Raw genomic sequence first — 26,381 nt, forward strand, 5'->3', positions numbered from 1 at the left:
TGCGGTACCCTGGGCTGTATGTCTGAGACTACGTTCGGAAACCGTTCCGCCACAGAGCCCATCTTCGGCCGTCTGCTGACGGCCATGGTCACCCCGTTCGCAGAGGACCGGTCCGTGGACGAGGAGGCGACCGCGAAGCTCGCGGTCGAGCTCGTGGAGCGCGGCAACGACGGACTCGTCGTCTGCGGCACCACCGGCGAGTACTCGACCATGACCGACGAGGAGAATGCCCGCGTCTTCCAGGTCGTCAAGGACGCCGTGGGGGACCGGGCCAAGATCGTCGCCGGCGTCGGCTCCAACGACACCGCGCACACGCTGCACCTGACCGAGCTGGCGGAGAAGGTCGGGGTGGACGGGCTGCTCGTCGTGACCCCGTACTACAACAAGCCCACTCAGACGGGCCTGCTGGCGCACTTCCGGGCGGTCGCGGACGCCGCCGAGACCCCGGTGATGCTCTACGACATCCCCGGCCGGGCCGGCATCCCCATCGCCCCGGAGACCCTCGTGGAGCTCGCGGAGCACCCGAACATCGTGGCCGTGAAGGACGCCAAGGCGGACCTCGCGGCCGGCACCGAGGTCATGTCCCGCACGGACCTGCAGTACTACTCCGGCGACGACGGGCTCACGCTGCCCTGGCTCTCGGTCGGGGCCGTCGGCCTGGTGGGAGTGACCACCCACGTCGCCCCCGAGCAGTTCCGCGGCATGATCGACGCCGCCGTGGCGGGCGATCTCGACGAGGCCCGCAGGCTGCACCGGGAGCTGCACCCGGTGGCCAAGGCGACCATGACCCGCGCCCCGGGCGCGGTGGCCGCCAAGACGATTCTCAAGTGGCAGGGACGGCTCGCATCCGACGAGGTGCGCCTGCCCCACGTGAAGCCGACGGATGAGGAGCTGGCGCTGATCCGCTCCGATCTGGAGGCCTCGGTGATCGCCTCGACCATCAGCTAGAGAGACATCGGGCCCGGCCGCCACTGAGGCGGCCGGGCCCTCTCACAGAAAGGGGTCCCGTGACCCAGATCCAATACGACCTGCCCAAGCCTCCCAAGCTCGGGCGCAACACCCTCCGGGTGATCCCGCTCGGCGGGCTGGGCGAAGTGGGCCGCAACATGACGGTCTACGAGCTCAACGGCAAGCTGCTGATCGTCGACTGCGGGGTGCTCTTCCCCGAGGAGACCCAGCCCGGGGTGGACCTGATCCTCCCCGACCTGAACTACGTGCTGGACCGCCTGGACGACGTCGTCGGCATGGTGCTGACCCACGGCCACGAGGACCACATCGGGGCCGTGCCGTACCTGCTCAAGCGCCGCCCGGACATCCCCCTCATCGGCTCCCAGCTCACGCTGGCGCTGGTGGAGGCCAAGCTCCAGGAGCACCGCATCCGCAGCCGCAGCCTGGCCGTGGTGGAGGGCGACGTCGAGGACCTCGCCCCCTTCGAGTGCGAGTTCGTCGCGGTCAACCACTCCATCCCGGACGCGCTCGCGGTCTTCATCCGCACCCAGGCCGGGAACGTGCTGCACACCGGCGACTTCAAGATGGACCAGCTGCCGCTGGACGGCCGCCTGACCGACCTGCGGCACTTCGCCCGGCTGGGCGAGGAGGGCGTGGACCTGTTCCTGCCCGACTCCACCAACGCCGAGGTCCCCGGCTTCACGCCCACCGAGAAGAACATCGGCGGGGTGCTCTCCAGCGTCATGCGCGATTCGCCCAAGCGGATCATCGTGGCCTCCTTCTCCTCGCACGTGCACCGCGTGCAGCAGGTCATCGACGCCGCGGCCGAGCACGGCCGCAAGGTGGCGCTGGTGGGCCGCTCGATGGTCCGGAACATGTCCATCGCGGAGAAGCTCGGCTACCTGCAGGTGCCGAAGAACATCCTGATCGACCTCAAGAAGGTCGGCGACTACCGCGACGATCAGGTGGTCCTGATGTGCACCGGCTCCCAGGGCGAGCCGATGGCCGCCCTGTCCCGGATGGCCTCGGGCGACCACCAGATCCAGATCGAGCCGGACGACACGATCATCCTGGCCTCGTCCCTGATCCCCGGCAACGAGAACAGCGTCTTCCGGATCATCAACGGACTGCTGAAGCTGGGCGCCAACGTCGTCCACAAGGGCAACGCCAAGGTCCACGTCTCCGGCCACGCCGCTGCGGGCGAGCTGCTGTACTGCTACAACATCCTCGAGCCCGGCTACGTCATGCCGGTGCACGGCGAGGTCCGGCACCTGCTGGCCAACGGCAAGCTCGCGGTGGAGACCGGCGTGCCCGAGGAGAACGTGCTGCTCGGCGAGAGCGGCATCGTCGTGGACATGAAGGACCACCAGGCGAAGATCGTGGGCGCGGTGGAGTGCGGGTACATCTACGTGGACGGCAAGTCCGTCGGCGAGATCACCGACACCGACCTGCGGGACCGCCGGACGCTGGGCGAGGAGGGCTTCGTCTCCATCGTCACGGTCATCGACCGCCAGGCCCGGCGCGTCATCGCGGGCCCGGACATCCACACCCGCGGCGTCGCCGAGTCCGACTCGGTCTTCTCCTCGATCATCCCCAAGATCTCCGACGCGGTCGAGGAGGCCCTGAAGGAGTCATCGGGGAAGAAGCCCACCGCTCACCAGCTGCAGCAGGTGGTGCGCCGCACCATGGGGCAGTGGGTCGGGCGCAAGCTGCGCCGCAAGCCCATGATCATCCCCGTGGTCGTGGAGTCGAAGCGCGAGAAGTAGGCCCTCTACGGGTCGCTCGGGCGCGGGCCCGGGGGATGGCGCACTTCACCGTCGCCGTCTCCCGGGCCCGTTGCCGTATCAAGTACCCTTGAGTGATATGGCGACTCGAACTTCCCCCACTTCCAAGAAGGGCGCCTCCGCATCGGGCCGTAAGACGGGCGGATCCAGCAAGTCCACCCGCCGGTCGTCCTCGGCGCCCGCGCGCTCACCCGAGCAGCCCCCCTGGCTGGTCCGGGTGGTCGTCGGCGCCTGGCTGGGCGTCGCCCACGTGGTCGGCGGCGCGATCCGCCGCATGGGCACTCTGCGCACCGAGATCCGGCCCGAGGAGCGCCGCGACGGCGGCGCCCTGCTCATGCTGATCCTCGCGCTGATCACCGCGGCCGTCGAGTGGTGGAACTTCGCCGCCGTCGGCGTACAGGCCGCGGCCTGGCCCGCGCAGGCGTGGCACGCCGTCGCCGCCGGGACCTTCGGCCTGATGGCGCTCGCGGCCCCCGTCCTGCTGGGCGGATTCGCGATCCGCGCCTTCCGGCACCCCACCGAGATGGGGGCCAACAACCGGATCGCCATCGGCCTGATGCTGATGACCATCGCGGGCTCCTCGCTGTTCGACCTCGCCGCCGGCTCCCCGGCCATCGGGGACGGTCTCGGGGCGATCCGCGGCGGGGGCGGCATCGTCGGCCTGCTGGCCGGGGGGACCGTCGCCAAGCTGATCACCGGGCCGGGCGCCGTCGTGCTCCACATCCTGCTGCTGCTCGTCTCCGTCCTGATCGTCACGGCCACCCCCGTGCGGCAGATCGTCCCCCGGCTCCGCGGCGCCTTCGCCCGGCTGATGGGCGAGAAGCCCGCCTCGGGCGCGGCCTCCGGCGCGCAAGGGGCGCACGACCGCAGCTACCTCGAGGAGACCTACTCCTCCGACTCCGCCCCGGTGGCCCCCCGCAAGCGCGGCCTGTTCGGGCGCCGGAAGAAGGAGAAGGCCAAGAAGGAGCTCGACTCCTACACCGGCGACGAGGCGTTCACCCGCGCCCTCCTCGAGGAGGAGACCGGTCCCATCGCCCCGGCCGAGGACGCCGCCGCCCCGAGCGGGGGAGGGGACGACGCCCGGACGCGGCTGTTCGACCAGAGCTCCGCCGCGCAGGGCTCCCGCGGCGAGGACCGGAAGGGGCGCCGGAAGTCCGAGCTGTTCGACCTCGGCAAGTTCAACCGGGCCCGGGGGGTCGAGCCGCGCCAGGAGACCGGCGAGGAGCCGGATCGCGCCGCCGAGGCAGGGGGCTCCACTGCGGCGGGTGCGGCTGGTGCCGTGGCCGGCGCCGCGGGTGCGGCCGCCGGCTCGGCCGCGGGAGCCGCCTCCACCGCCTCCGCCCCCGAGGCGGCTGGCGGCGCCGCCCCGTCGGCCCCCGCAGCCTCCGGGACCCCCGCCCCCGCCTCGGACAGTGCCTCCGCCTCGGGCAGTGCCTCCGCCTCGGGCAGCGCCTCCGCACCGGCCCCCGCCTCCGGCGAGGCCCTCGTGGGCTCCGGCCCGGCCGGATCCGCCCCCGTCGAGGATCCCCACCGCGGCGTCTCGCCGCTGGTGGAGGGCGAGGACGCGCAGGAGACCGAGGTGCTGGACGCGGGCCCGGCCGGCACCGCGCCGGGCGCCGTGTCGATGCCCCACGCCCAGCCCCAGCCGGGCGCTGCCCGCGAGGCGGCCCTGGCGACCACGGCGTACTCCCTGCCGAACCAGCGGGTGCTCACGCAGGGCCCGCCGGCCAAGGAGCGCTCCGAGGTCAACGACGCCGTCGTCCAGTCGCTCACGGACGTGCTGCAGCAGTTCAACGTCGACGCCGAGGTCACCGGCTTCTCCCGCGGCCCCACGGTGACCCGCTACGAGATCGAGCTCGGCTCGGGCACCAAGGTCGAGCGCGTCACGGCGCTGAGCAAGAACATCTCCTACGCCGTGGCCAGCGCCGACGTGCGCATCCTCTCGCCGATCCCCGGAAAGTCCGCGATCGGCATCGAGATCCCCAACACCGACCGCGAGACGGTCTCCCTGGGCGACGTCCTGCGCTCCTCCAAGGCCCACGCCTCGACCCACCCGATGGTCATGGGCGTCGGCAAGGACGTCGAGGGCGGGTACGTGGTGGCCAACCTGGCCAAGATGCCGCACATGCTGGTCGCCGGCGCGACCGGCGCGGGCAAGTCCTCCTTCGTCAACTCCATGATCACCTCGATCCTCATGCGCTCGACGCCGGACGAGGTGCGCCTGGTCATGGTCGACCCCAAGCGCGTGGAGCTGACCGCCTACGAGGGCGTCCCGCACCTGATCACGCCGATCATCACCAATCCCAAGAAGGCCTCCGAGGCGCTGCAGTGGGTGGTCCGCGAGATGGACGCCCGCTACGACGACCTCTCGCACTACGGCTTCAAGCACATCGACGACTTCAACAAGGCAGTGCGCGAGGGCAAGGTCCAGCCGGAGCCGGGCTCCAAGCGGACCATCCGCCCCTACCCGTACCTGCTGGTGATCGTGGACGAGCTCGCGGACCTCATGATGGTCGCCCCGCGCGACGTCGAGGACGCCATCGTGCGCATCACGCAGCTGGCGCGCGCGGCCGGCATCCACCTGGTGCTGGCGACCCAGCGGCCCTCGGTCGACGTCGTCACCGGCCTCATCAAGGCCAACGTCCCCTCGCGGATGGCGTTCGCGACCTCCTCGGTCACCGACTCCCGCGTGGTCCTGGACCAGGCGGGAGCGGAGAAGCTGATCGGCCAGGGCGACGCGCTTTTCCTGCCGATGGGCGCCTCCAAGCCGATGCGCGTGCAGGGCGCCTGGGTCTCCGAGTCGGAGATCCACGAGGTGGTCCAGCACGTCAAGCAGCAGATGCCCGTCAGCTACCGGGCGGACGTGGTCCAGGAGCAGCCCAAGAAGCAGATCGACGAGGACATCGGGGACGACCTGGACGTGCTCCTGCAGGCCACCGAGCTGGTGGTCAACACCCAGTTCGGCTCGACGTCGATGCTGCAGCGGAAGCTGCGCGTCGGCTTCGCCAAGGCGGGCCGGCTGATGGACCTGCTGGAGTCCCGCGAGATCGTCGGGCCCTCGGAGGGCTCCAAGGCGCGCGACGTCCTGGTGGCCCCGGACCAGCTGCCCGCCGCGCTGGCCCGCATCCGCGGCGAGGAGCCGCCCGCCGCGGCGGCCCCGGCTGAGACCGCGCCGCAGGAAACCGTGGGAGAATCGTCCCAGGAGCCCGTCGCCGACTACTACGACGACGCGGACTCCTCCGGCGGGGAGGACGCCTGGCAGCTGACCGGTCGCTAGACTCCCGCCGCCCGCCACGCACCGAAGGAGCCGCCATGAGCCCGGAGCAGAAGCCCTCCAACCTGAACCTGCCGAACGTGCTGACCACCGTCCGGATCGTGATGGTCCCCTTCTTCGTCTGGTTCCTCTGGGCGGGCGGGCCCTTCGGGGGCGACTCGATGGCGATGCGGTGGACCGCCGTCGTCGTCTTCGGGCTGGCGATGTACACCGACAAGCTGGACGGCGACATCGCCCGGTCCCGCAACCTGATCACCGACTACGGCAAGATCGCGGATCCCATCGCGGATAAGCTGCTCACCGGTGCGGCCTTCGTGGTCCTGTCGATGCTCGGCGAGCTGTGGTGGTGGGTCACGATCGTGATCCTGGTCCGGGAGTGGGGCATCACCGTGATGCGCTTCGTCGTCATCCGCTACGGGGTGATGGCGGCGTCGAAGGGCGGCAAGCTCAAGACCGTGCTGCAGACCGTGGCGCTGGTCCTGATGCTGCTGCCGCTCGGGGCGCTCGGCACCTGGGCGCTGGTGCCCGGCTGGATCGTGGTCGGGGCGGCGCTGGTGGTCACCGTGGTGACCGGCGTTGACTACGTCGTCAAGGCCATCGCGCTGCGGCGCGGCTACCTCCGCGAGCACGGACGGTGAGCGCGGCGGGTCCCCGCCCCGAGGAGCTCGTCCGCCTCCTGGGCGATCGCGGGACGAGCCTGGCCACGGCCGAGTCTCTGACCGCCGGCATGCTCGCCGCGACCGTGTGCGAGGTCCCGGGGGCCTCCGCCGTCTACCTCGGCGGCGTCGTCTCCTACGCGAACTCGGTCAAGCAGGGGCTGCTGGGGGTCGACGGCGCGCTGCTCGCCAGCCGGGGCTCGGTGGACCCCGACGTCGCCCTGGCCATGGCCGAGGGGGCCCGGTCCGCCTGCGGCGCCGGCTACGGGGTCTCGACGACGGGCGTCGCCGGCCCGGACCCGCACGACGGGAAGCCGGTGGGCCGGGTCTACCTGGGCCTCGCCGGCCCCGGGACGGAGCGGGTCCTCGAGCTGGACCTGGAGGGCGACCGCGCCTCGATCCGCTCGCAGACCGTGCGGCGGGCCCTGGGGATGCTCCTCGAGGAGCTGGGCGGGCGCGACGACGCCGCGTGACCGCCCCGTGACCTCGTGCTCGGCTGATTGCCAGTCTTCTCCCAGGCGCTTGGCCGGGCTCGCGGGAATGAACTCACAGGATCATCCGTTGGAATGGCTGTGACGGTTCGGAAAAGAACCTGCAGGGGTCCATCCGGACGCCGAAGGAAAGAATCGTCATATGCGTAGAGGGTCTGAACCGACCCGGCTAGGCTTTGAGTACATCGCAACGCCCGGAAGGGCGCATGTGTCTACCAGGGAGATTGGCATCAAGATGACGAAGCAACCCGTGTCCGTGAACGGTGTCGTCCGTTGGAAGGACGTGGGACAGGCTGACCATTCCGCGCCCGAGCACCAGGAGCCCCGGATGATCGTCCTGCGCCACGAGATCGGAGAGGTGCTGCGCGACGTCCGTCAGCGTCAGGGCCGCACGCTGCGCGAGGTCTCGCACAGCGCCCGCGTGTCCCTCGGCTACCTGAGCGAGGTGGAGCGCGGCCAGAAGGAGGCATCCTCCGAGCTGCTGGCCTCGATCTGCTCCGCCCTCGACGTCCCCATGTCCCAGATGCTCCGCGAGGTCTCCGAACGGCTCGCGGAGGCCGAGGGCATGCAGGTCCCGGACACCGTTCCCAACGAGCTGGCCGAGGAGTTCCGTCGCGAGTACGGGACCTCCGCCGTCAGCGCCGAGGACCTGCCGGCGGCCCGCGGCCGCTCGGTGGCCGGACAGTAAACATCGGCGAGCGGCGCCCCCCACGGCGCCGCCGGGCCCGCTCCCGATCCGACCTCCTCAGGTCGCGGGCGCGGGCCCTCGCGCGTTAAGGAGCAGGATGCACAGGGGAGGGGACCTCGGATGAAGCTCTCGGAGTTCTGGCGGAGCATGGACGAGGAGTTCGGCCGCGGGTACGCCAGCGTGGTCGCGGACCAGACGGTGCTCGACGCGGTGGGGAATCGGACCGCGCGGGAGGCCCTCGAGGAGGGGGCCCCACCCCTGGCGGTCTGGCAGGCTGTCTGCGCCCAGCACGAGCTGCCCGAGTCGAAGTGGCTCGGGGTGGACCCGGGGGAGCCCCGCTGACCCCCTCGGCTGAGGTTCGTCCGGCGGGAAAAACTTTCCCCCGAACCTTCGAAAATATGTTCGAAGTGCGGTACAGTGGAGCAGGAGAACAGCGGTGCCGGACGGAGCGTCCACAGGGAGCCGGACGGCGCTTAACTTGTCAGTCCTCCCCACTACAGTGGGAAACGGATCGCAAGATATTCATTCGCTCGCACCCGGCGGGGCGGGCAGGGAAATGAGGTAATCATGGCTGCTAAATCGCGCAATACGGCTCCGGCCACCCGTGCCGCGGAATCGGACCGGGAGAAGGCGCTCGAGACCGTCCTGGCCCAGATCGACAAGAACTACGGCAAAGGATCCGTGATGCGGCTCGGCGACCGCGAGGCCGTCAAGACCGAGACCGTCTCCACCGGCGCCCTCTCGCTCGACGTCGCGCTCGGCATCGGCGGGCTGCCCCGCGGCCGCGTCGTCGAGATCTACGGCCCCGAGTCCTCCGGCAAGACCACGGTGGCGCTGCACGCGGTCGCCAGCGCCCAGAAGAACGGCGGGATCGCTGCGTTCATCGACGCTGAGCACGCCCTGGACCCGGTCTACGCGGAGAAGCTCGGGGTGGACACCGACGCCCTGCTGGTCTCCCAGCCGGACACGGGCGAGCAGGCCCTGGAGATCATGGACATGCTGGTAGGCTCCGGCTCCATCGACATCATCGTGATCGACTCCGTGGCCGCCCTGACTCCCCGCGCGGAGATCGAGGGCGAGATGGGCGACTCCCACGTCGGCCTGCAGGCCCGCCTGATGTCCCAGGCGCTGCGCAAGATCACCGGCCGCCTGTCCCAGACCGGCACCACCGCCATCTTCATCAACCAGCTGCGCGAGAAGATCGGCGTGTTCTTCGGCAGCCCGGAGACCACCACCGGCGGCAAGGCGCTGAAGTTCTACGCCTCGGTGCGCATCGACATCCGCCGCATCGAGACCCTCAAGGACGGAGCCAACCCGGTCGGCTCGCGGACCAAGGCCAAGATCGTCAAGAACAAGATGGCCCCGCCGTTCAAGCAGGCGGAGTTCGACATCCTCTACGGGGAGGGAATCTCCGTGGAGGGCGGCATCATCGACATGGGGGTCGAGCACGGCATCGTGAAGAAGTCCGGCGCCTGGTTCACCTACGGGGGGGACCAGCTGGGGCAGGGCAAGGAGAACTCCCGCCGCTTCCTCAAGGACAACCCCGAGCTGGCCGAGGAGATCCAGCACAAGACGCTGATCAAGGCGGGCATCATCGACACGGAGGAGGACGGCTCCCAGGAGGCTCCGGCTCCGGCCGCCGCCGCTGAGGGCGCAGCCGAGGAGCTCGGCGACGATCCCCTGGACGCCCTGCCCGAGAACTTCTGATGACCCTCTCCTCGGGTCGCGGCGGCGGCCGGAACCGGTACGGTTCTGGCCGCCGCCGTCGTGGTTCCAGGCTGGGCGGCGCCCCGGAGGGACCTTCGGGGCCCCGGCGGACGGGGGAGGGGACCGCGGAGGGGGCGGGGTCCGCCTCTTCGCCTCCTGCTGAGCCCCCGGCCCCCACTACTGCCGGGCAGGCGGGTGACGGCGGTTCTCCCTCGTCCGCTCCGGGGAACGGCTCCGGCGAGTACGAGCAGGCCAAGGAGATCGTCCTGCGCCAGCTCGCGGCCTCGGCGAGGAGCCGAGCCCAGCTGGAGGAGAAGCTCCGCCGGAAGGAAGTCTCCGAGGCGGTCATCGCACGGGTCCTGGACCGCTTCGAGGAGCTCGGGCTGGTGGACGACCGCCAGTACGCCGAGATGTACGTCCGCTCCCGCGCCTCCAGCCGGAAGCTGGCCCGCCCCGCCCTGCGGCGCGAACTGGCGCAGAAGGGCGTGACGGGCGAGCTGGCCGAGGAGGCGCTGGCCCAGCGGGAGGACGAGGACGAGCGGGAGGACGCCCGCGAGCTGGTCCGCAAGAAGCTGGCCCACGAGGGCGAGCTGGCCGACCGCGTCGCCCGGGAGAAGGTCGTGCGGAGGCTGGCGTCGATGCTCGCCCGCCGGGGATACTCGCCGGGCATGGCCTTCGAGCTCATCCGCGAGGAGCTGGAGGCGCGCGGCGCGGAGCCGCCGGAGGACGACGACGCCGGCCTCTGACGCCCTCTCGCGCCCTGGCGGGGCGCTCGGGGACGGGCCCGCCTGATCTCCCAAGCGGCGGCCCCGCCGACTCCGCCGTCCCTGTGGCCGGGATCAAGCCGTTCTCTCCCGCCGCGGCGCATCTTGTACCCTGGCAGGGTGAGTGCCAACGTGATCGACCAGCCGACCCTCAGCCCCCAGACCGCCGACGCGCCCCAGCCGGGGATCGACGCCGAGACGGGCGAGCACCGCACCTATGAGGTGCGGACCTTCGGCTGCCAGATGAACGTCCACGACTCCGAGCGCATCTCCGGGCTCCTCGAGTCCGCCGGCTACGTTCCCGAGCTCGGCGGCGCCCCGGACCTCGTCGTCTTCAACACCTGCGCCGTCCGGGAGAACGCGGACAACAAGCTCTACGGCCACCTCGGCCAGCTCGCGCCGGTCAAGCGGTCCCGCGAGGGGATGCAGATCGCCGTCGGCGGCTGCCTCGCCCAGAAGGACCAGAACACGATCGTGGAGAAGGCCCCGTGGGTCGACGTCGTCTTCGGCACCCACAACATCGGCTCGCTGCCGACGCTGCTGGAGCGATCCCGCCACAACGAGCGCGCGGCCACCGAGCTGCTGGAGTCCCTCGAGGTCTTCCCCTCGACCCTGCCCACCAAGCGCGACTCCGTCTACTCGGGCTGGGTCTCCATCTCCGTGGGCTGCAACAACACCTGCACCTTCTGCATCGTCCCCTCCCTGCGCGGCAAGGAGAAGGACCGGCGCCCGGGCGACATCCTCGCCGAGGTGCAGGCCCTGGTCGACGACGGCGCCATCGAGGTCACGCTGCTGGGGCAGAACGTGAACTCCTACGGCGTCGAGTTCGGCGACCGGCAGGCCTTCTCCAAGCTGCTGCGGGCCTGCGGGCAGATCGAGGGGCTCGAGCGGGTCCGCTTCACCAGCCCCCACCCGGCGGCCTTCACCGACGACGTCATCGACGCGATGGCCGAGACCCCCAACGTGATGCCGGTGCTGCACATGCCGCTGCAGTCCGGCTCCGACCGGGTCCTCAAGGCCATGCGGCGCTCGTACCGCTCCAAGAGGTTCCTCGGCATCCTGGAGCGGGTCCGCGAGCGGATCCCGCACGCCGCGATCACCACCGACATCATCGTCGGCTTCCCCGGAGAGACCGAGGAGGACTTCCAGGCGACGCTCGACGTCGTGGAGCGCGCCCGCTTCTCCTCCGCCTTCACCTTCCAGTACTCGATCCGACCCGGCACGCCGGCCGGCGAGATGGAGGACCAGGTCCCCAAGGCCGTGGTCCAGGAGCGCTACGAGCGGCTGGTCGCGCTGCAGGACCGGATCAGCGCCGAGGAGAACGCGGCGCAGCTGGGACGCACGGTGGAGGTCATGGTCGCCGCCGACTCCGGCCGGAAGTCGGAGAAGACCCATCGCCTCTCCGGCCGCACCCCCGACCAGCGCCTGGTCCACTTCTCCGTCCCCGCCGGGGCCGAGCAGCCGCGCCCCGGCGACCTCGTGACGCTGAAGATCACCGAGACGGCCCCGTTCCACCTCATCGCGGACCCGGAGCCCGAGGACTACTCGGTCCGCCGCTCCCGCGCCGGGGAGGCCTGGGACCGCTCCCAGCTGGAGTCCTGCGGCGCCGGGGAAGCGCAGCCCGGCACCACCAATCTCGGCATGCCGAGCATCCCGCGCCGGCCCTCGCTGGGCCTGCCCGGGGCGGGGTAGCGGCGTGACGGAGGCCGGCCGGGCCGAGAGCGGATCCGCTGAGGCCGGGCTCACCGAGGCCGTGCGCTCTCAGACCACCGGCGGTGCCGCCGATCGTCCCGAGCCCGGCCGCACCGGCGCCGGCCGAGGGGGGACCGAACGGGCTGGCGCGGAGCGTCCCGTCGTCGCCGTCGTGGGTCCCACCGGCACCGGCAAGTCCGACCTGGGGGTCGCGCTCGCCCGGGAGCTGGACGGCGAGGTCGTCAACGCCGACTCGATGCAGTTCTACCGCGGGATGGACATCGGCACGGCCAAGCTCGCGCCCGAGGAGCGGGGCGGCGTCGCCCACCACCTCCTCGACGTGCTGGAGGTGACCGAGGAGGCCTCGGTCGCGCTCTACCAGGAGCAGGCGCGCGCCGCGATCGACGCCGTCCTGGCGCGAGGGCGGGTCCCGATCCTGGTCGGCGGCTCGGGCCTCTACGTCCGGGCGGCTCTGGACCGGCTCGAGTTCCCGGGCACCGACCCGCGGGCCCGGGCGGAGATCGAGGAGGACCTCGCCCGGCGGGGGCGGAGCGCGCTGCTGGCCGAGCTGCGCGAAGTGGACCCGGAGTCCGCCGAGCGCGTGGCCGACGACCGCCGACTGGTCCGCGCGCTCGAGGTCCACCGGATCACCGGCCGCCCCTTTACCTCCTTCATGCCCCGGCGCGAGTACGTGCGGCCGGCGGTGCAGATCGGGCTCGGCGGCCCGCGGGGCGCGCTGAACGAGCGGCTCGCCCGGCGGGTGGACCGGATGGTGGAGCGCGGTCTCCCGGAGGAGGTCGCGCGGCTCGACGCCGTCGGGCTGCGCCGGGGGCGGACCGCCTCGCGCGCCCTGGGCTACCGCCAGTTCCTGGAGGTCCTCGACGGCCTCAGCACCGTGGAGGCCGCCGCCGAGGCGACGACGACGGCGACCCGCCGGCTCGCCAAGCGCCAGGTGACCTGGTTCTCCGCGGATCCGCGGGTGGAGTGGACCGACTTCCGGGAGCCCCCGGAAGAGCAGCTGCGGCGGGCCCTGCGCCGGATCGCGGAGGCGGGCTGAGCCGGCGGCCGGTGTTCGCGCCGGTTCCACCTCGCCCTCTCGTACGTGACGGTCCCCGCGCCGCGCGGCTAGAATCGTGAGCGTGACTTCAACGCAGCCGCAGACCCCGCCCAGCCCCTCCGACCGACCCGCCGAGCCGGGTGATGCCCCCCGCGCCGACGCGGCCTGGGGCGAGCTGGCCGGCGTCGAGCTGACCAAGGGCCACGGCACGGGCAACGACTTCGTGCTGCTGACCGACCCCGAGGCCGAGCTGGCCCTGGACGCCGCCCTCGTGGCCGCCGTCTGCGACCGGCACCGCGGCGTGGGCGCCGACGGCCTGATCCGCGCGGTGCGCTCCGAGAGCCTCCCCGAGGGGCGCGAGCTGCTGGCCGCCTCGCCCGAGGCGGAGTGGTTCATGGACTACCGCAACGCCGACGGCTCGATCTCGGAGATGTGCGGCAACGGCGTGCGGGTCTTCGTCCACTACCTGCTCCGGCGCGGCCTCGCCGAGCCGGGCGGGGACGGGCGCCTGACCATCGGCACCCGCGGCGGCGCCAAGACGGTCGCGCGGACCGAGACCGGCTACGCGGTGGACATGGGCCCCTGGGGGTTCATCCACGGCGACGAGGCGCGGGAGGGCGGCAGCGACTCCACGGTGACCGCCAGGGGACTGCGCACGCCCCGGCCGGCGCTGTCGATCTCGATGGGCAACCCGCACACGGTCGTCGCCCTGGCGGGGGAGGCGAAGCTGGATAAGCTGGGCCTCTCCGAGGCGCCCGGCGTCCGGCCCGCTCCGCCGCACGGGACGAACGTCGAGTTCGTGGTCCCGGTGGAGACCGACGAGGAGGAGACGGTCGGCAGCATCGCGATGCGCGTGCACGAGCGCGGCGTCGGCGAGACCCAGTCCTGCGGGACCGGTGCCTGCGCCGCGGCTGCCGCGACCCGCTTCTGGGCGGGAGAGGACGCCCCGGACGAGTGGGTCATCGAGGTGCCGGGCGGCACGCTCGGCGCGACCTTCGTCCTCGGCCCGGACGAGCTCGAGCACGTGGTGCTCTCGGGGCCGGCGACGCTGGTCGGGCGCGTGGTCCTCGACTGATCCGGCCCGCCGGCCTCGCGCGGCGGATCCCCGCCACTCGGCGGCCGGCCCTCCTGGGCGGCGGACCCCCGCCACTCGGCGGCCCCCCGGGAGACGGACCCGGGCACGCGAAGGCCGCGCCTCCCGCACGTCCCTCAGCTCAGCGCCTCGGCCAGCAGCTCCAGCACGTGGCGGTAGGGCCTGCCGGTCGCCCGCGTCATGCCGATCTCGCACGTGCGGTTGGCGGCGGCGTGGGTCTCGGATCCCAGCCCCGCCACCTCGGCGGCCTCGGCCTCGGTGGCCGAGGCGGTGAGCTCCGGATGGAGCATCCCTCGATCCCCGGCGAAGGCGCAGCAGCCCCAGGAGTCCGGCACGCGCACGTCCCCGGCGACCGCCTCGGCCACCTGCTGGACGGCTCCGTTCAGCTTCATCCGGGTGGAGGAGCAGGTCGGGTGGATCGTCACCGACCCCAGGGGCCTCGTCCCCGCGGCGGGGAGCTCGCCCGCCGCGACGAGGACCGGCAGGACCCGCTCCGCGGTGAAGGCCACGGCGTCGACCACGCGGATCGGCCGGTCCAGGCCGGCCGCGCCCTTCGTCCCCTCCGCCGAGCGGAGCATCTCGGCCAGCCCCTCGGTGCAGGAGCTGGCGTCGGAGACGACGGGCAGCCGTCCTCCCTCGGTGGCCGCCGCCAGGGCGTCGAGCACCGTGCGGCGCATCTGCGCGTACCCCTCCCGGTGGCCCTTGGACTTCCAGGGGGTGGCGCAGCACAGCGACCCGATGCCCTCCGGCGTCCTGATCCGGACGCCGGCGCGCTCGCAGAGGGCGCGGAGGGCCGGGCCCACCCCGGATCCGCCCTCGGCGGGGCCGAAGAGGGTCGCCGTGCAGCTGGGGAACCACACCGCCTCGGCCGCCGGATCCTCGACCCGGCCGCGCGGCCGCCCGCCCGCGGGGAGGTCGGCCGTATAGCGCGGGACGGTCTCCGCTCCCACGACGCCGCGGGCCAGGTCGGTGGCGAGCCGGGGCAGGGCGGGCGGCACGGCGTCGGCGGCGCTGAGGGCCAGCCCGCCGCCCCGGCTCATGCCCCGCCAGGACTTGGCCGCCGCGAGCCAGGCCTTCTCCTCCACCCGGCCGGCCTCCTCCGCCCGCAGGCGGCGCACCAGGTCCCCGGTGTTGATGAGGACGGGGCAGGAGGTCTGGCACATGCCGTCCACCGCGCAGGTCTGCACCCCGTCATAGGCGTACTCGCGCCTGAGGGTCCGCGCCAGCTCGTGGTCCCCCTGGGCCTCGGCGCGGGCCGTCTCGCGGCGCAGGACGATCCGCTCCCGCGGCGTCAGGGTGAGGTCCTTGCTGGGGCAGACCGGCTCGCAGTATCCGCACTCGACGCAGCGGTCGACCTCCTCCTCCACGGGCGGGGCCACCTTGAGGTCCCGGAGATGGGCGTCAGGGTCCTCGGAGAGCAGGACGCCGGGGTTGAGCAGGCGGTCCGGGTCCACGAGCCGCTTGACCCGCCGCATCACCTCGTACAGCTCGGCGCCCACCTGGCGCTCCACGAAGGGGGCCATGATGCGCCCGGTGCCGTGCTCGGCCTTCAGCGTGCCGCCCTGGGCGAGGACCAGCTCCACCATCTCCTCGGTGAACTGCGCGTAGCGGCGCAGGTGGGAGAGGTCCCGCGGGTTCGGGTCATCGCCGAACTCCTCGGTGATCATGAAGTGGATGTTGCCGTCCTTGGCGTGGCCGAAGATGACGGCGTCGGCGTATCCGTGCCGGTCGAACAGCTCGATGAGCCGGGAGCAGGTGGCTCCCAGCCGCTCCACCGGGACGGCGATGTCCTCCAGCAGGGCCGTGGTGCCCGGCGCCCTGTTGCCGGCGACGGCCGCGAAGAGCACCTTGCGCGTATGCCACAGGGCGGCCCGCCGGGCGGGGTCGGTGGTGAACGCCGCGGCCGCGTGGAGGTCCAGCCGGGGCCAGAGCGGCTCCGCGCCGCGGAGCCGCTCCTCGAGGGTCCCTTCGTCCGCCTCCTGGAACTCGACCAGCAGGGAGCAGTGCTCTGCCACCTCCAGGGAGGAGATCTCCTCGGGGCAGTCCGGGTCCCTCTGCGTCACGCGCAGGCTCGTGGCGTCCATCAGCTCCACGGTGGCGGGGCCGCAGGCGATCAGGTCCGGGAGGCAGGCGGTCGCCGCCGCCAGATCGGGGAACACCAGCAGCGCGGTGGCGGCGCATGGCTTGATCGGGACTGTGCGGAAGACGGCCTCCGCCACGAAGGCCAGGGTGCCCTCGCTGCCGACCACGAGGTGCTCCAGGATCCTCACCGGCTCGGTGTGGTCCAGGAAGGAGTTCAGGCCGTAGCCCATCGTGTTCTTGATGGAGTGCAGCCTGCGCAGGGTCTCCACGCTCCCGGGGTCGGCGCGCAGCTCGTCGCGGATCCGGGCGAGCCCCGCGTGCAGCCGGGGCTCCGCCGCGCGCAGGCGCTCGTCGGCGTCGTCGGCCCCCGTGTCCACCACGGTGCCCGAGGGCAGGACCAGCACGGCCGACTCGAGGGTCCGGTAGGTGTTCGCCTTGATGCCGCAGGCCATGCCGGAGGAGTTGTTGGCCACCACGCCGCCGACGGTGCACGCGATCTCGCTGGCGGGGTCGGGTCCCAGCTTGGTGCCGTGCCGCAGCAGGCGGGCGTTGACCGCGCGCACCACGGCGCCGGGGCCGCAGCGGACGCGGGCGCCATCGTCGAGGACCTCGATGCTGCGGAAGGCCTTGCGGGTGTCGAGCAGGACGGCGTCGGTGACGCTCTGCCCGGAGAGGCTGGTGCCGCCGGAGCGGAAGGTGACGGTGAAGCCCTGCCGCCGTGCCGCTGCGAGCAGAGCGCCGACCTCCTCGGCGCTGGTCGGCGTCGCGACGGCCTGCGGGGTGAGCAGGTAGTGCGAGGCGTCGTGGGCGGAGGCCAGCCGGTCCACCGCGCGGACGCCGACGTCCTCGACGACGGCGCGCAGCGCCTCGACCAGCCCCTCCTCGACCTCTGGCAGCAGTGCGCTCATCTTCTCCTCCTCGAGCTGATGCGGTCGGCTTCCTCCCGATACTAGAGGGGCCGGGTCCCGCCGGAGCGGAGCTGATCGGCGATGTACTCGGCCTGCCGGATCGCCAGTGCGACGATCGTCAGGGTCGGGTTGGCCGCCGCTCCCGTGGTGAAGACCGAGCCGTCGGAGATGAACAGGTTCGGCACGTCGTGCGCCCGCCCCCAGCCGTCCACCACGCCGTCCTCCGGGCGCTCGCTCATCCGGGCGGTGCCCAGGTTGTGGGTCGAGGGATACGGCGGCGTCCGGTGGGTCGACGTCGCCCCCACCGCCCCGAAGACCTTCTCGCCGGAGGCGTAGCCGTGCTCGCGCATGGCGACGTCGTTGGGATGGTCGTCGAAGTGGACGTTCGGCACGGGGAGGCCGTTCTCGTCCTTCACGGTGGTGTTGAGGGAGACCCGGTTGGTCTCCTGCGGCATGTCCTCGCCGACCACCCACATGCCGGCGGTGTTGAGGTACCTGTCCAGCAGGGCGGCGAAATCCGGGCCCCAGGAGCCGGGGTCGGCGAAGGCCGCCATGAAGGCGGGGCCCAGGGAGATCGTCTCCATGTAGTAGCCGCCGGCGAAGCCGCGGTCCGGGTCGTGGAGGGACTCGTCGGCGATCATCCCGGCCATCGTCTCCCCCCGGTACATGCGCACGGGCTTCTCGAAGTGCCCCCAGACGGTTCCGGTGGTGTGGCGCATGTAGTTCCGTCCCACCTGGCCCGAGGAGTTCGCCAGGCCCTGGGGGAAGCTGGGGGTGCCGGAGAGCAGCAGCAGCCGCGGCGTCTCCACGGAGTTCGCCGCCAGGCACACCGTCGCGGCGGCCTGCCGGTGCAGGTTCCCCTCCGAGTCCAGGTAGAGGACGGCGTCGGCGCGGCCCTCGGCGTCGTGGGTGATCTGGACGGCCTGGGACTCCGGGCGCAGGTCCAGCAGCCCCGTCGCGGCGGCGCGCGGGATCTCCCGGACCAGGGTGGACCACTTGGAGCCGTTCTTGTCGCCCTGGAAGTTGAAGCCGTCCTGGATGGAGGCCGGGCGGCCGTCGTACTCCTCGGCGTTGGTGGCGTACGGGCCCGTGGCGTAGAACCTGTAGCCGGCCCGCTCGGCGCCGGCCGCGAACACTTTGTAGTTGTTGTTGGCCGGCAGCGGCTTGCGCCCGTGGACGTGGGTGGAGCCCATCGCCTTCTCCGCGCGGTCGTAGTACGGGGCGAGCTCCTCCAGGCCGATCGGCCAGTCCAGGAGGTTGGCGCCCTCGATCCGCCCGTAGGTGGCGCGGGCCTTGAACTCGTGGGCCTTGAACCGGGGAGTGGCCCCGGACCAGTGGGTGGTGGTGCCGCCGACCGCCTTGACGATCCAGGCGGGCAGGTTGGGGAAGTCCCGCGCGATCCGCCAGGACCCGGAGGTGGTCCGCGGGTCCAGCCAGGCCATCTGGTTGAAGGCCTCCCACTCGTCGTTGACGTAGTCCTCGTGGGTCAGGTGCGGTCCCGCTTCCAGGACGACCACGGGGATGCCCCGTGCCGTGAGCTCGTAGGCGAGGGTGCCGCCGCCGGCACCGGACCCGATGATGACGACGGCCTCCTCCTCGACGGGGACGCTGTAGCCGGTGGTGCTCCGGCCGGGCCGGGTCTGCTCGGTCATCACTTCTTCACCTCCTCCATGTCGGAGGCTGTCGCCCCGGGCTGGTTCACCGAGTCCGCGGGCGGGGTCGGGCCGCCCGGGGGCAGCGGAGCCGCGCCGGCGGCGATCTCCGGAAGCACGGCGTCGGGCGGGAACTCGATCCGGGGCTCCGGCAGCCAATCCAGGTCGTCGAACCCGCGGTGGAGGTAGCCGCCCTGATCGAAGGAGGCGCCCTCGTAGCCCAGCGCCTCCCAGACCTCGGCGTCGTCGTAGAGGTTCAGGACGGCGGTGCGGCGAACGAAGCCGAAGAACTCGGTGCCCCCCACGCGGCGCAGGGTCCGCAGCGCGGCGTCGTCGTCCAGGGCGCGGAAGTCCCCTCCCGCGAGCTGGTTGAGCGAGAGCAGGCCCTGGGACAGGGCGACGCGGAACCAGGTCTCGGCCTCGGCCTCGGTGAGGATCCGGTCGGCGGTGCGCTCGTAGGGGCCGTCGGGCACGCAGGTGTGCGGGAAGGCGACGCGGAGGACGCGGATGAGCGTCTCGCGGGCCTCGTCGGTCATCTGGACGGCGTTGAGCGAGGGGTACTTGGCGGGGAACACCATGGTGGCTCTCCTTCGGCTGATCTCCATCGATCTGACGGGCGACGACGACGTGCAGGGTGCCGCGGGCGCTCCTGCGGGGCGCCCGGGGCCGACATACGCCGTGGAACCGCCTTCCCGTGTGGACACGAGGCTATGTGACCTGGGATACACCGATCCATCGGTATTCTCGTGAGATGAGAACCGAGGCCGGGCGGGGCGTGGGGAGCCGAGCGGTTCGAGGACGAGGTCGAGGAGGCCCGGCATGGCGCAGATCGCAGTGGTGCAGCGGACGTTCGCCGTCCTGGAGGCGGTGGCCGCCTCGGGCAGCGCGAGCGCGAAGGAGGTGGCGGGCCGCCTGGAGATCCCCCTGCCCAGCGTCTACCGGCTCCTGCAGGAGCTCGTGGTCGCCGGCTATCTGGTGCACCTCAGGGAGCAGGGGAGCTTCGAGCTCGGGCCGAAGTGCTTCGACCTCGGCCTCTCCTTCCGTCAGAGGGTCATCGCGCCGCAGTCCATCCGCCACGCCGCGGACCAGGTGCACCGCGCCCTCGGGGCCGCCGCGTACTTCGCCGTCTACCGGGGCGAGGACATCGTGCTCACCTACCTGTCCGACTGCGAGAAGCACCCGCGGCTGCGCCCGCTGCGCTTCGGCTTCCACGAGGCGGCGCACGCGACGGCCTTCGGCAAGATCCTGCTGGCCGGCATGGAGCAGGAGCAGCGGGAGGTCTACCTCCGCGCTCGCGGGACGCCTCGGCTCACGCCGCAGACCCTGGTGGACTCCGCCGGCATCGAAGCCCATCTGGACGAGGTGGCCGCGCGGGGCATCGCCTGGGAGCACGAGGAGTTCCTGCCCGGCCAGACCTGCGCGGCCGTGCCCGTCCGCAACGGCACGGGCATGGCGGTGGCGGCCATCGCGATGAGCATCCGCACCCCCGACGCCGCCCACCGGCACCGGCAGATCGAGACCGTGCTGAGGGAGCACGCCGGACGCTGCTCGCGCTACCTGCGCATGGGCTGAGCCGGCGAGGCAGCGGCTGGGTCGCCGCCTCGGCCGCTCGTGCTATCCGCGCATGGGCTGAGCCCGAGCCGCTCGAAGGCGGCGCGGGGGCCGTTCTCGCCCCATGAGAAGGGGCGTTCCGCAACCGCCGGGCACCTGCCCACACTGGTGTCCCACTGCTTCAAGGACGAAGAGGAGCCTCACCATGAGCAGCACGCAGACAGTCGCCGTCGTCACCGGCGCGGCGCGAGGGATCGGCAGGGGGATCGCCGAGCGCCTGGGCGCCGACGGCCATCACGTCGTCGCCGCGGACCTTCCCCACATGGCCGCCGGCACGACGGAGACGGTGGAGGGCATCCGGAGGGCCGGCGGGACGGCGACCGCCGCGGAGGCGGACGTGACCGACGAGGAATCCACCGGGGCGCTCGTCCAGGCGGCGGTCGCGGCGGGAGGGCGGCTGGACGTCTTCGTCGCCAACGCGGGGATCGCGCAGGTGGAGGCCCTCGTGGACTACTCGAAGGCGGACTTCGAGCGGATCCTCAACGTCAACGTCACCGGCCTCTTCCTCTCCTACCGGGCGGCGGCGCGGCAGATGATCGCCCAGGGCGGCGGCGGCAAGATCATCGGGGCCGCCTCCATCGTGGCCTTCCGGCCCTTCGCCCTGCTCTCGCCGTACTCCGCCACCAAGTGGGCGGTGCGGGGCCTGACGCAGGGCGCCGCGATGGAGTGGGCCGAGCACGGGATCACGGTCAACGCCTACGGCCCCGGCATCGTCGGCACCGCGATGTGGGACCTGATCGACGAGAAGCTCGCCGCCGAGGAGGGCCTGGAGAAGGGACAGGCGCTGAAGAAGTACTCGCAGGACATCCTCCTGGGCCGCGTCTCCGTGCCCGAGGACGTCGCGAGCCTGGTCTCGTACCTGGCCGGCCCGGACTCGGACTACGTCACGGGCCAGACCATGCTCGTCGACGGCGGCATGCAGTTCTCGTGACCCGCCGCCCCGGCCGCGCGGTTCCCGTCTCCGCCCACCCAGCACCTGATTCTCAAGGAGCAGAGCCATGATCCTGATCGTCGTGAAGTTCCCCGTCAGACCCGAGAAGGCCGAGCAGTGGCCCGCCATCGTGAAGGACTTCACCGAAGCGACGCGGGCGGAGCCCGGCAACAAATGGTTCGAATGGTCCAGGAGCCTGGAGGACCCCCACGAGTTCGTCCTGGTGGAGGCCTTCGACGACGACGCCGCCGGGCCGCACGTCGAATCCGAGCACTTCCGCCAGGCGACCTCCGCCGACGGCGAGATGCGCCGGGCCCTCACCGCGACGCCGAAGATCATCTCACGGCAGGTGGAGGGCGAGGGCTGGGACGAGATGGGGGAGATGAAGGTCGGCTGACGACCTCGCCTGCCCCGCCCCGCACCGCGTCTCGGAGAGGCTCGGGGCGCCGAAGGGGCCCGGTGCGCCCTCGGGGCGGCTCGGAGAGGTCGGAGGAGGCGCGGGGCCCGTGGGGCGTCCCGGCCTCCCCGGGCTAGTCCGCGCGGAGGACCCAGAGGATCCGGAACCCCTTCGACGTCGTCAGGCGCGCCACGGAGAAACCCTCGCCCAGCGCCGTCCCCAACCACGCCGCGAGCGAGTCGGAGCCCAGGTTCTTCTGCACCACCAGATAGGCGGCGCCGCCCGGGCTCAGCCGCGGCAGCCAGGTCAGCAGGATCTCGTGCAGGACCTCCTTGCCGACGCGGATCGGCGGATTGGACCAGATCGTGTCGAACCTCAGCTCGGGGTCCACGTCCTCCGGCAGCCGCGCCGCGACGTTCCCCAGCCCCAGCTTCTCGGCGTTCATCTCCGTCAGGGCCAGGCTGCGCTCGTTGACGTCGACGCCGAGCACCTCCGCCCCGGGGTTCTGCAGCGCCATCGCGAGGCTCAGCGGCCCCCACCCGCAGCCGACGTCGAGCATCCGGCTCCCGCGCGCGGCGGGGACCTCCTTCAGCAGCACGGCGGTGCCCTTGTCGAGCCCCTTCGGGCTGAAGATGCCCGGCGCGGTGAGGACCTCGCGGGTCGCCCCGGCCAGGTCGACGCTCAGCGGCCGCGGCGTGAAGTCGCGGCCGGTCTGCGAGGAGAAGTAGTGCTCGGCCATGGTCCACGATCTTACGCCAGCGCCGCCGCGGGCCGTGCCGCATCCCCAGGGACGCCGATCACTGACGCTCCGGGGCGGACGGCGATAGAATACAGATACGAGGGAACGCCGGAAGCACGGCGGGCCCGCTCACACAGAAGAAAGGCACTATGCCCCACGACAACTCAACCGAACCCGCTGATCGCGGCGCCTCGCAGCCCAGCGACGCGCAGCTGCGGGCCACGGTGGATCGGGTGCTCGGACGCTTCTCCCCGGAGGAGGAGCACCGCGCGTCGATCCTGGACCGCAAGGCGCAGGAGCTCGCCGGGCGGGACGAGCACACCACCGCCGACGGCGAGCAGCGCGAGCTCGAGGAACGCCGCGCGCTCAGCCGCGTCGGCGGCCTCTCCACGGAGCTCGAGGACGTCACCGAGGTCGAGTACCGGCAGCTGCGCCTGGAGCGCGTGGTCCTGGCCGGCGTCTGGTCCGAGGGGACCCTGGCCGAGGCCGAGAACTCGCTGCGCGAGCTCGCGGCGCTCGCCGAGACCGCCGGCTCCCAGGTCCTGGACGGGCTCGTCCAGCGCCGCCTCAAGCCGGATCCCGGCACCTTCCTGGGCTCGGGCAAGGCCCTGGAGCTGAAGGAGATCGTCAGCTCGACGGGCGCCGACACCGTCGTTGTCGACTCCGAGCTGGGCGCCTCCCAGCGCCGCGCGCTGGAGGACATCGTCAAGGTCAAGGTCATCGACCGCACGGCGCTGATCCTGGACATCTTCGCCCAGCACGCCAAGTCCCGCGAGGGCAAGGCGCAGATCGAGCTCGCGCAGCTCGAGTACCTCCTGCCCCGCCTGCGCGGCTGGGGCGAGTCGATGTCCCGTCAGGCGGGCGGCCGCGCCGCCGGCGGCGAGGGCATCGGCTCCCGCGGCCCCGGCGAGACCAAGATCGAGCTGGACCGCCGTCGCATCCGCACCCGGATGGCCAAGCTGCGCCGCGAGATCGCGGCGATGAAGCCGGCCCGGGAGACCAAGCGGCTGAACCGGCGTCGCAACCGGGTGCCCTCGGTGGCCATCGCCGGCTACACCAACGCGGGGAAGTCCTCGCTGCTGAACCGGCTCACCGACGCCGGGGTGCTGGTGGAGAACGCCCTGTTCGCGACCCTCGACCCGACCGTGCGCCGGGCCGAGACCCCGGACGGCATCGGCTACACCCTCTCGGACACCGTCGGATTCGTCCGCTCGCTGCCGACGCAGCTGGTGGAGGCCTTCCGCTCCACCCTGGAGGAGGTCGCCGACTCGGATCTGATCCTGCACGTCGTCGACGCCTCCCACCCCGACCCCGAGGGGCAGATCCGGGCGGTCCGCGAGGTCATGGCCGACGTCGATGCCGGCGGCGTCCCGGAGATCATCGTGCTCAACAAGGCCGACGCCGCCGACCCGTACGTGGTGGAGCGCCTGCGCCAGCGTGAGCCCCGCCACGCGATCGTCTCCGCCAAGACCGGCGAGGGCATCGAGGAGCTCAAGCAGCTGATCTCCGAGACCATCCCGCGCCCGGACGTGCGGATGGAGATCCTGGTGCCCTACACCCAGGGCGCGGTGGTCTCCCGCCTGCACTCCTGGGACGCGGAGATCCTCAGCACCGAGTTCGAGGAGGGCGGCACCCGCATGTCCGTCCTCGTCCGGCCCGAGATGGCGGCCGAGCTCGGGGACTTCGCGGTGGCCGGTCAGTGACGCAGACGGTCGCGCCCACGGGGGACGAGCCGGAGACCCTCCCCGGGGCGAAGCCCGCGCTGGAGCTGCTGGACACGGCGATCGAGCGCACCGGCGGCCAGCGGCGCGAGGGCCAGCGCCGGATGGCCGCCCACGTGGCCCAGGCGCTGGAGCTCAAGCGGCACCTGCTAGTGCAGGCCGGAACGGGGACCGGCAAGTCGCTGGCGTACCTGGTCCCGGCCATCCAGCGCTCCATCGAGGCGGAGAAGCCGATCGTCGTCGCCACGGCGACGCTCGCGCTGCAGTCCCAGATCGTCAACCGGGACGTCCCGCGGCTGCTGGAGACCCTGGAGGACCAGCTGGAGCGGCCGGCCGAGGTCGCGCTGCTGAAGGGGCGCAACAACTACGTCTGCCTGCACAAGCTCGAGGGCGGGTACCCGGAGGAGGACGACCCCAGCGCCCTGTTCTCGCTGAACTCCGAGGGCGGCTCGGCGTCGGGCCATCCCTCCGTCGCGCCCTCGAGCCTGGCGGAGGAGGTCACGCGCCTGCGCGCCTGGGCGGAGACCACCGACACCGGCGACCGCGACGAGCTGCTGCCCGGCGTCGGGGACCGGGCGTGGCGGCAGGTCTCGGTGACCGCGGCCGAGTGCCTGGGCCGGAAGTGCCCGCTCGTCGAGGAGTGCTTCTCCGAGCTCGCGCGGCAGCGGGCGGGGGAGGCCGACGTCGTCATCACCAACCACGCGCTGCTGGCCATCAACGCCTTCGAGGGGATCGGGGTGCTGCCCGAGCACGAGACGGTGATCGTGGACGAGGCCCACGAGCTGGTGGACCGGGTGACCGGCGCCGTGACCGGGGCCCTCTCGGTCCAGATGGTGCGCGCGGCGGCCCGCGGGGTGCGCAAGCACACCTCGGCGTCCTCGGATCCGCTGAGCGCCGCGGCGGACGCCCTCGAAACCGCCTGCGAGGGCAAGCCCGCCGAGCTGATGCCCTCCGGCCTGGTGCCGGACGTGGCCCGCGCCATGGAGCTGGTGCGCGACGCCGCCCGCGCCGCGCTCTCCGACACCAAGCCGGACGGCAAGGACTCGGACGCCGGCCGGCAGATGGCCCGCTCCCGGCTGAGCGAGACCCTCGAGCTGGCGGAGCGGATGCTGGGGGCGGACGGCCGCTTCGAGGTCGTGTGGATCAGCCGCGTCGGCGGCTGGCAGCCCGGGGCCGGCTACGTGCCGGCGGCGGACACCGAGCCGGCGACCCTCCACGTCGCCCCGCTCTCCGTGGCGGGCCGGCTGCGGGAGGGACTGTTCGAGGACCGCACCGTGGTGCTGACCTCGGCGACCCTGGCGATCGGAGACTCCTTCGACGCCGTCGCCGGCTCGCTCGGCCTGCGCGGGGAGAAGGCTCCCCGCTGGGAGGGGCTGGACGTCGGCTCGCCCTTCGACTACCCGAGGCAGGGGATGCTGTACCTCGCCTCCGACCTGCCGAAGCCGGCCCGCGGGGTGTCGGAGCAGCAGCTCGAGCGGATCCTGCAGCTCGCCGAGGCCTCCGGCGGGGGAGCGCTCGGCCTGTTCTCCTCCAAGCGGGGCGCGGAGCAGGCGGCCGCGTACGTGCGCGAGCACTCGGACCTGAACGTCCTGGTCCAGGGCGAGTCCTCGCTGCGCGGCCTGGTCAAGGAGTTCTCGGAGGACGACGACGCCTGCCTCTTCGGCACCATGAGCCTGTGGCAGGGGGTCGACGTCCCGGGAGCGGCGTGCCGCCTGGTGATCATCGACCGGATCCCCTTCCCGCGCCCGGACGACCCGCTCTCCTCCGCGCGGACCCGCGCGGTGAGCAGGTCCGGGGGCAACGGCTTCATGGCGGTCTCCGCCTATCACGCCGCCATCAGGCTGGCGCAGGGCGCCGGCCGCCTGATCCGCGCCGCCGACGACCGCGGCGTGGTGGCGGTGCTCGACTCGCGGCTCGCGACGGCGCGCTACGGCGGGTTCCTCCGGGCGGCTCTGCCGCCGCTGTGGACCACCGACCGGCTGAGCACCGTGACGGGGGCCCTGCGGCGCCTCGCCGAGGGGTAGGCGTCCTTCTCCTTCTGAGGACGCGAACCCTCCGAGGGTGCGCCTTCGCCGGCCGGGCAGTCCGGCGCGAGGGGCGAGGGGGGGGCGGTGCCCTCCCGCGGGCCTCCTCGACCCCCTGCTGAGGGGCCGACGGATCCGTCGAACGCCGGGCGGCTCGGTCGG

21 protein-coding genes are annotated in these 26,381 nt (G+C 72.4%); 17 read left to right on the forward strand and 4 right to left on the reverse strand.

What is annotated here, in order from left to right; translation table 11 throughout:
* The first annotated feature begins 18 nt into the window (after window positions 1-18).
* The 12 genes from dapA to dapF all read left to right on the forward strand — a co-directional run bounded on the left by dapA (window position 19) and on the right by dapF (window position 14,136).
* Window positions 19-948 carry a 4-hydroxy-tetrahydrodipicolinate synthase gene (gene dapA / locus EWV39_RS10960; RefSeq protein ID WP_129659919.1) on the forward strand — a complete coding sequence of 310 codons (930 nt, stop codon included), beginning with the start codon at window positions 19-21 and terminating at the stop codon, window positions 946-948.
* A gap of 59 nt (window positions 949-1,007) precedes the next feature.
* The gene (locus EWV39_RS10965) at window positions 1,008-2,714 is read left to right on the forward strand and encodes a ribonuclease J (protein ID WP_129659922.1); all 1,707 of its coding nucleotides are present in this window, start codon (window positions 1,008-1,010) and stop codon (window positions 2,712-2,714) included.
* A gap of 97 nt (window positions 2,715-2,811) precedes the next feature.
* Window positions 2,812-6,009: a DNA translocase FtsK gene (locus tag EWV39_RS10970; RefSeq protein ID WP_129659925.1), complete on the forward strand. Its 3,198-nt coding sequence runs from the start codon at window positions 2,812-2,814 to the stop codon at window positions 6,007-6,009.
* Window positions 6,010-6,044: 35 nt separating this feature from the next.
* A complete protein-coding gene (gene pgsA, locus EWV39_RS10975; protein ID WP_129659928.1) occupies window positions 6,045-6,644 on the forward strand; it encodes a CDP-diacylglycerol--glycerol-3-phosphate 3-phosphatidyltransferase in 600 nt (199 codons plus the stop codon).
* Window positions 6,641-7,135 carry a CinA family protein gene (locus EWV39_RS10980; protein WP_129659931.1) on the forward strand — a complete coding sequence of 165 codons (495 nt, stop codon included), beginning with the start codon at window positions 6,641-6,643 and terminating at the stop codon, window positions 7,133-7,135. Before pgsA ends, EWV39_RS10980 begins: the two co-directional genes overlap by 4 nt.
* Window positions 7,136-7,388: 253 nt before the next feature.
* The gene (locus tag EWV39_RS10985; RefSeq protein WP_129659934.1) at window positions 7,389-7,841 is read left to right on the forward strand and encodes a helix-turn-helix domain-containing protein; all 453 of its coding nucleotides are present in this window, start codon (window positions 7,389-7,391) and stop codon (window positions 7,839-7,841) included.
* A gap of 120 nt (window positions 7,842-7,961) precedes the next feature.
* The gene (locus EWV39_RS10990) at window positions 7,962-8,183 is read left to right on the forward strand and encodes a DUF3046 domain-containing protein (protein WP_129659936.1); all 222 of its coding nucleotides are present in this window, start codon (window positions 7,962-7,964) and stop codon (window positions 8,181-8,183) included.
* 225 nt (window positions 8,184-8,408) lie between these two features.
* Complete coding sequence (recA, locus tag EWV39_RS10995) at window positions 8,409-9,548, forward strand: recombinase RecA (RefSeq protein WP_129659939.1); 1,140 nt, start codon at window positions 8,409-8,411, stop codon at window positions 9,546-9,548.
* Window positions 9,548-10,294 (forward strand): regulatory protein RecX, encoded by a 747-nt coding sequence (locus tag EWV39_RS11000; protein ID WP_129659942.1) that lies wholly within the window; start codon window positions 9,548-9,550, stop codon window positions 10,292-10,294. Before recA ends, EWV39_RS11000 begins: the two co-directional genes overlap by 1 nt.
* A 204-nt stretch (window positions 10,295-10,498) precedes the next feature.
* On the forward strand, window positions 10,499-12,004 hold the full coding sequence (gene miaB / locus EWV39_RS11005) for a tRNA (N6-isopentenyl adenosine(37)-C2)-methylthiotransferase MiaB (protein WP_129660116.1): 1,506 nt from the start codon (window positions 10,499-10,501) through the stop codon (window positions 12,002-12,004).
* A gap of 172 nt (window positions 12,005-12,176) precedes the next feature.
* Window positions 12,177-13,061 carry a tRNA (adenosine(37)-N6)-dimethylallyltransferase MiaA gene (miaA, locus tag EWV39_RS11010; RefSeq protein ID WP_238148309.1) on the forward strand — a complete coding sequence of 295 codons (885 nt, stop codon included), beginning with the start codon at window positions 12,177-12,179 and terminating at the stop codon, window positions 13,059-13,061.
* Window positions 13,062-13,236: 175 nt separating this feature from the next.
* The gene (gene dapF / locus EWV39_RS11015) at window positions 13,237-14,136 is read left to right on the forward strand and encodes a diaminopimelate epimerase (RefSeq protein WP_238148310.1); all 900 of its coding nucleotides are present in this window, start codon (window positions 13,237-13,239) and stop codon (window positions 14,134-14,136) included.
* A gap of 134 nt (window positions 14,137-14,270) precedes the next feature.
* Here dapF and EWV39_RS11020 read toward each other — a convergent pair whose 3' ends face one another.
* The 3 genes from EWV39_RS11020 to EWV39_RS11030 are packed head-to-tail and all read right to left on the reverse strand — an operon-like array spanning window position 14,271 to window position 19,374.
* Complete coding sequence (locus tag EWV39_RS11020; RefSeq protein WP_129659948.1) at window positions 14,271-17,144, reverse strand: FAD-binding and (Fe-S)-binding domain-containing protein; 2,874 nt, start codon at window positions 17,142-17,144, stop codon at window positions 14,271-14,273.
* 41 nt (window positions 17,145-17,185) lie between these two features.
* A complete protein-coding gene (locus EWV39_RS11025; protein WP_129659951.1) occupies window positions 17,186-18,796 on the reverse strand; it encodes a GMC family oxidoreductase in 1,611 nt (536 codons plus the stop codon).
* On the reverse strand, window positions 18,796-19,374 hold the full coding sequence (locus EWV39_RS11030) for a hypothetical protein (protein WP_129659954.1): 579 nt from the start codon (window positions 19,372-19,374) through the stop codon (window positions 18,796-18,798). Before EWV39_RS11030 ends, EWV39_RS11025 begins: the two co-directional genes overlap by 1 nt.
* A gap of 241 nt (window positions 19,375-19,615) precedes the next feature.
* Between EWV39_RS11030 and EWV39_RS11035 the strand changes: the two genes are divergently transcribed.
* The 3 genes from EWV39_RS11035 (at window position 19,616) to EWV39_RS11045 (ending at window position 21,735) form a co-directional block, all read left to right on the forward strand.
* The gene (locus EWV39_RS11035) at window positions 19,616-20,368 is read left to right on the forward strand and encodes an IclR family transcriptional regulator (RefSeq protein WP_129659957.1); all 753 of its coding nucleotides are present in this window, start codon (window positions 19,616-19,618) and stop codon (window positions 20,366-20,368) included.
* 184 nt (window positions 20,369-20,552) lie between these two features.
* The gene (locus tag EWV39_RS11040) at window positions 20,553-21,338 is read left to right on the forward strand and encodes an SDR family oxidoreductase (protein ID WP_129659960.1); all 786 of its coding nucleotides are present in this window, start codon (window positions 20,553-20,555) and stop codon (window positions 21,336-21,338) included.
* A gap of 67 nt (window positions 21,339-21,405) precedes the next feature.
* Complete coding sequence (locus EWV39_RS11045) at window positions 21,406-21,735, forward strand: putative quinol monooxygenase (protein WP_129659963.1); 330 nt, start codon at window positions 21,406-21,408, stop codon at window positions 21,733-21,735.
* A 133-nt stretch (window positions 21,736-21,868) separates the two neighbouring features.
* Here the strand turns inward: EWV39_RS11045 and EWV39_RS11050 are convergent, their stop codons facing one another.
* The gene (locus EWV39_RS11050; protein ID WP_129659966.1) at window positions 21,869-22,474 is read right to left on the reverse strand and encodes a class I SAM-dependent methyltransferase; all 606 of its coding nucleotides are present in this window, start codon (window positions 22,472-22,474) and stop codon (window positions 21,869-21,871) included.
* Between the two features lie 149 nt (window positions 22,475-22,623).
* Between EWV39_RS11050 and hflX the strand changes: the two genes are divergently transcribed.
* Together hflX and EWV39_RS11060 are read left to right on the forward strand one after the other, a co-directional pair.
* A complete protein-coding gene (hflX, locus tag EWV39_RS11055) occupies window positions 22,624-24,177 on the forward strand; it encodes a GTPase HflX (protein WP_129659969.1) in 1,554 nt (517 codons plus the stop codon).
* Entirely contained in the window at window positions 24,174-26,219 is a 2,046-nt protein-coding gene (locus tag EWV39_RS11060) for an ATP-dependent DNA helicase (protein ID WP_129659972.1), read from the forward strand. The genes hflX and EWV39_RS11060 overlap by 4 nt, the downstream gene beginning before the upstream one ends.
* Window positions 26,220-26,381: the final 162 nt, after the last annotated feature.

Source organism: Rothia halotolerans (assembly GCF_004136635.1).
Taxonomy (GTDB): domain Bacteria; phylum Actinomycetota; class Actinomycetes; order Actinomycetales; family Micrococcaceae; genus Rothia; species Rothia halotolerans.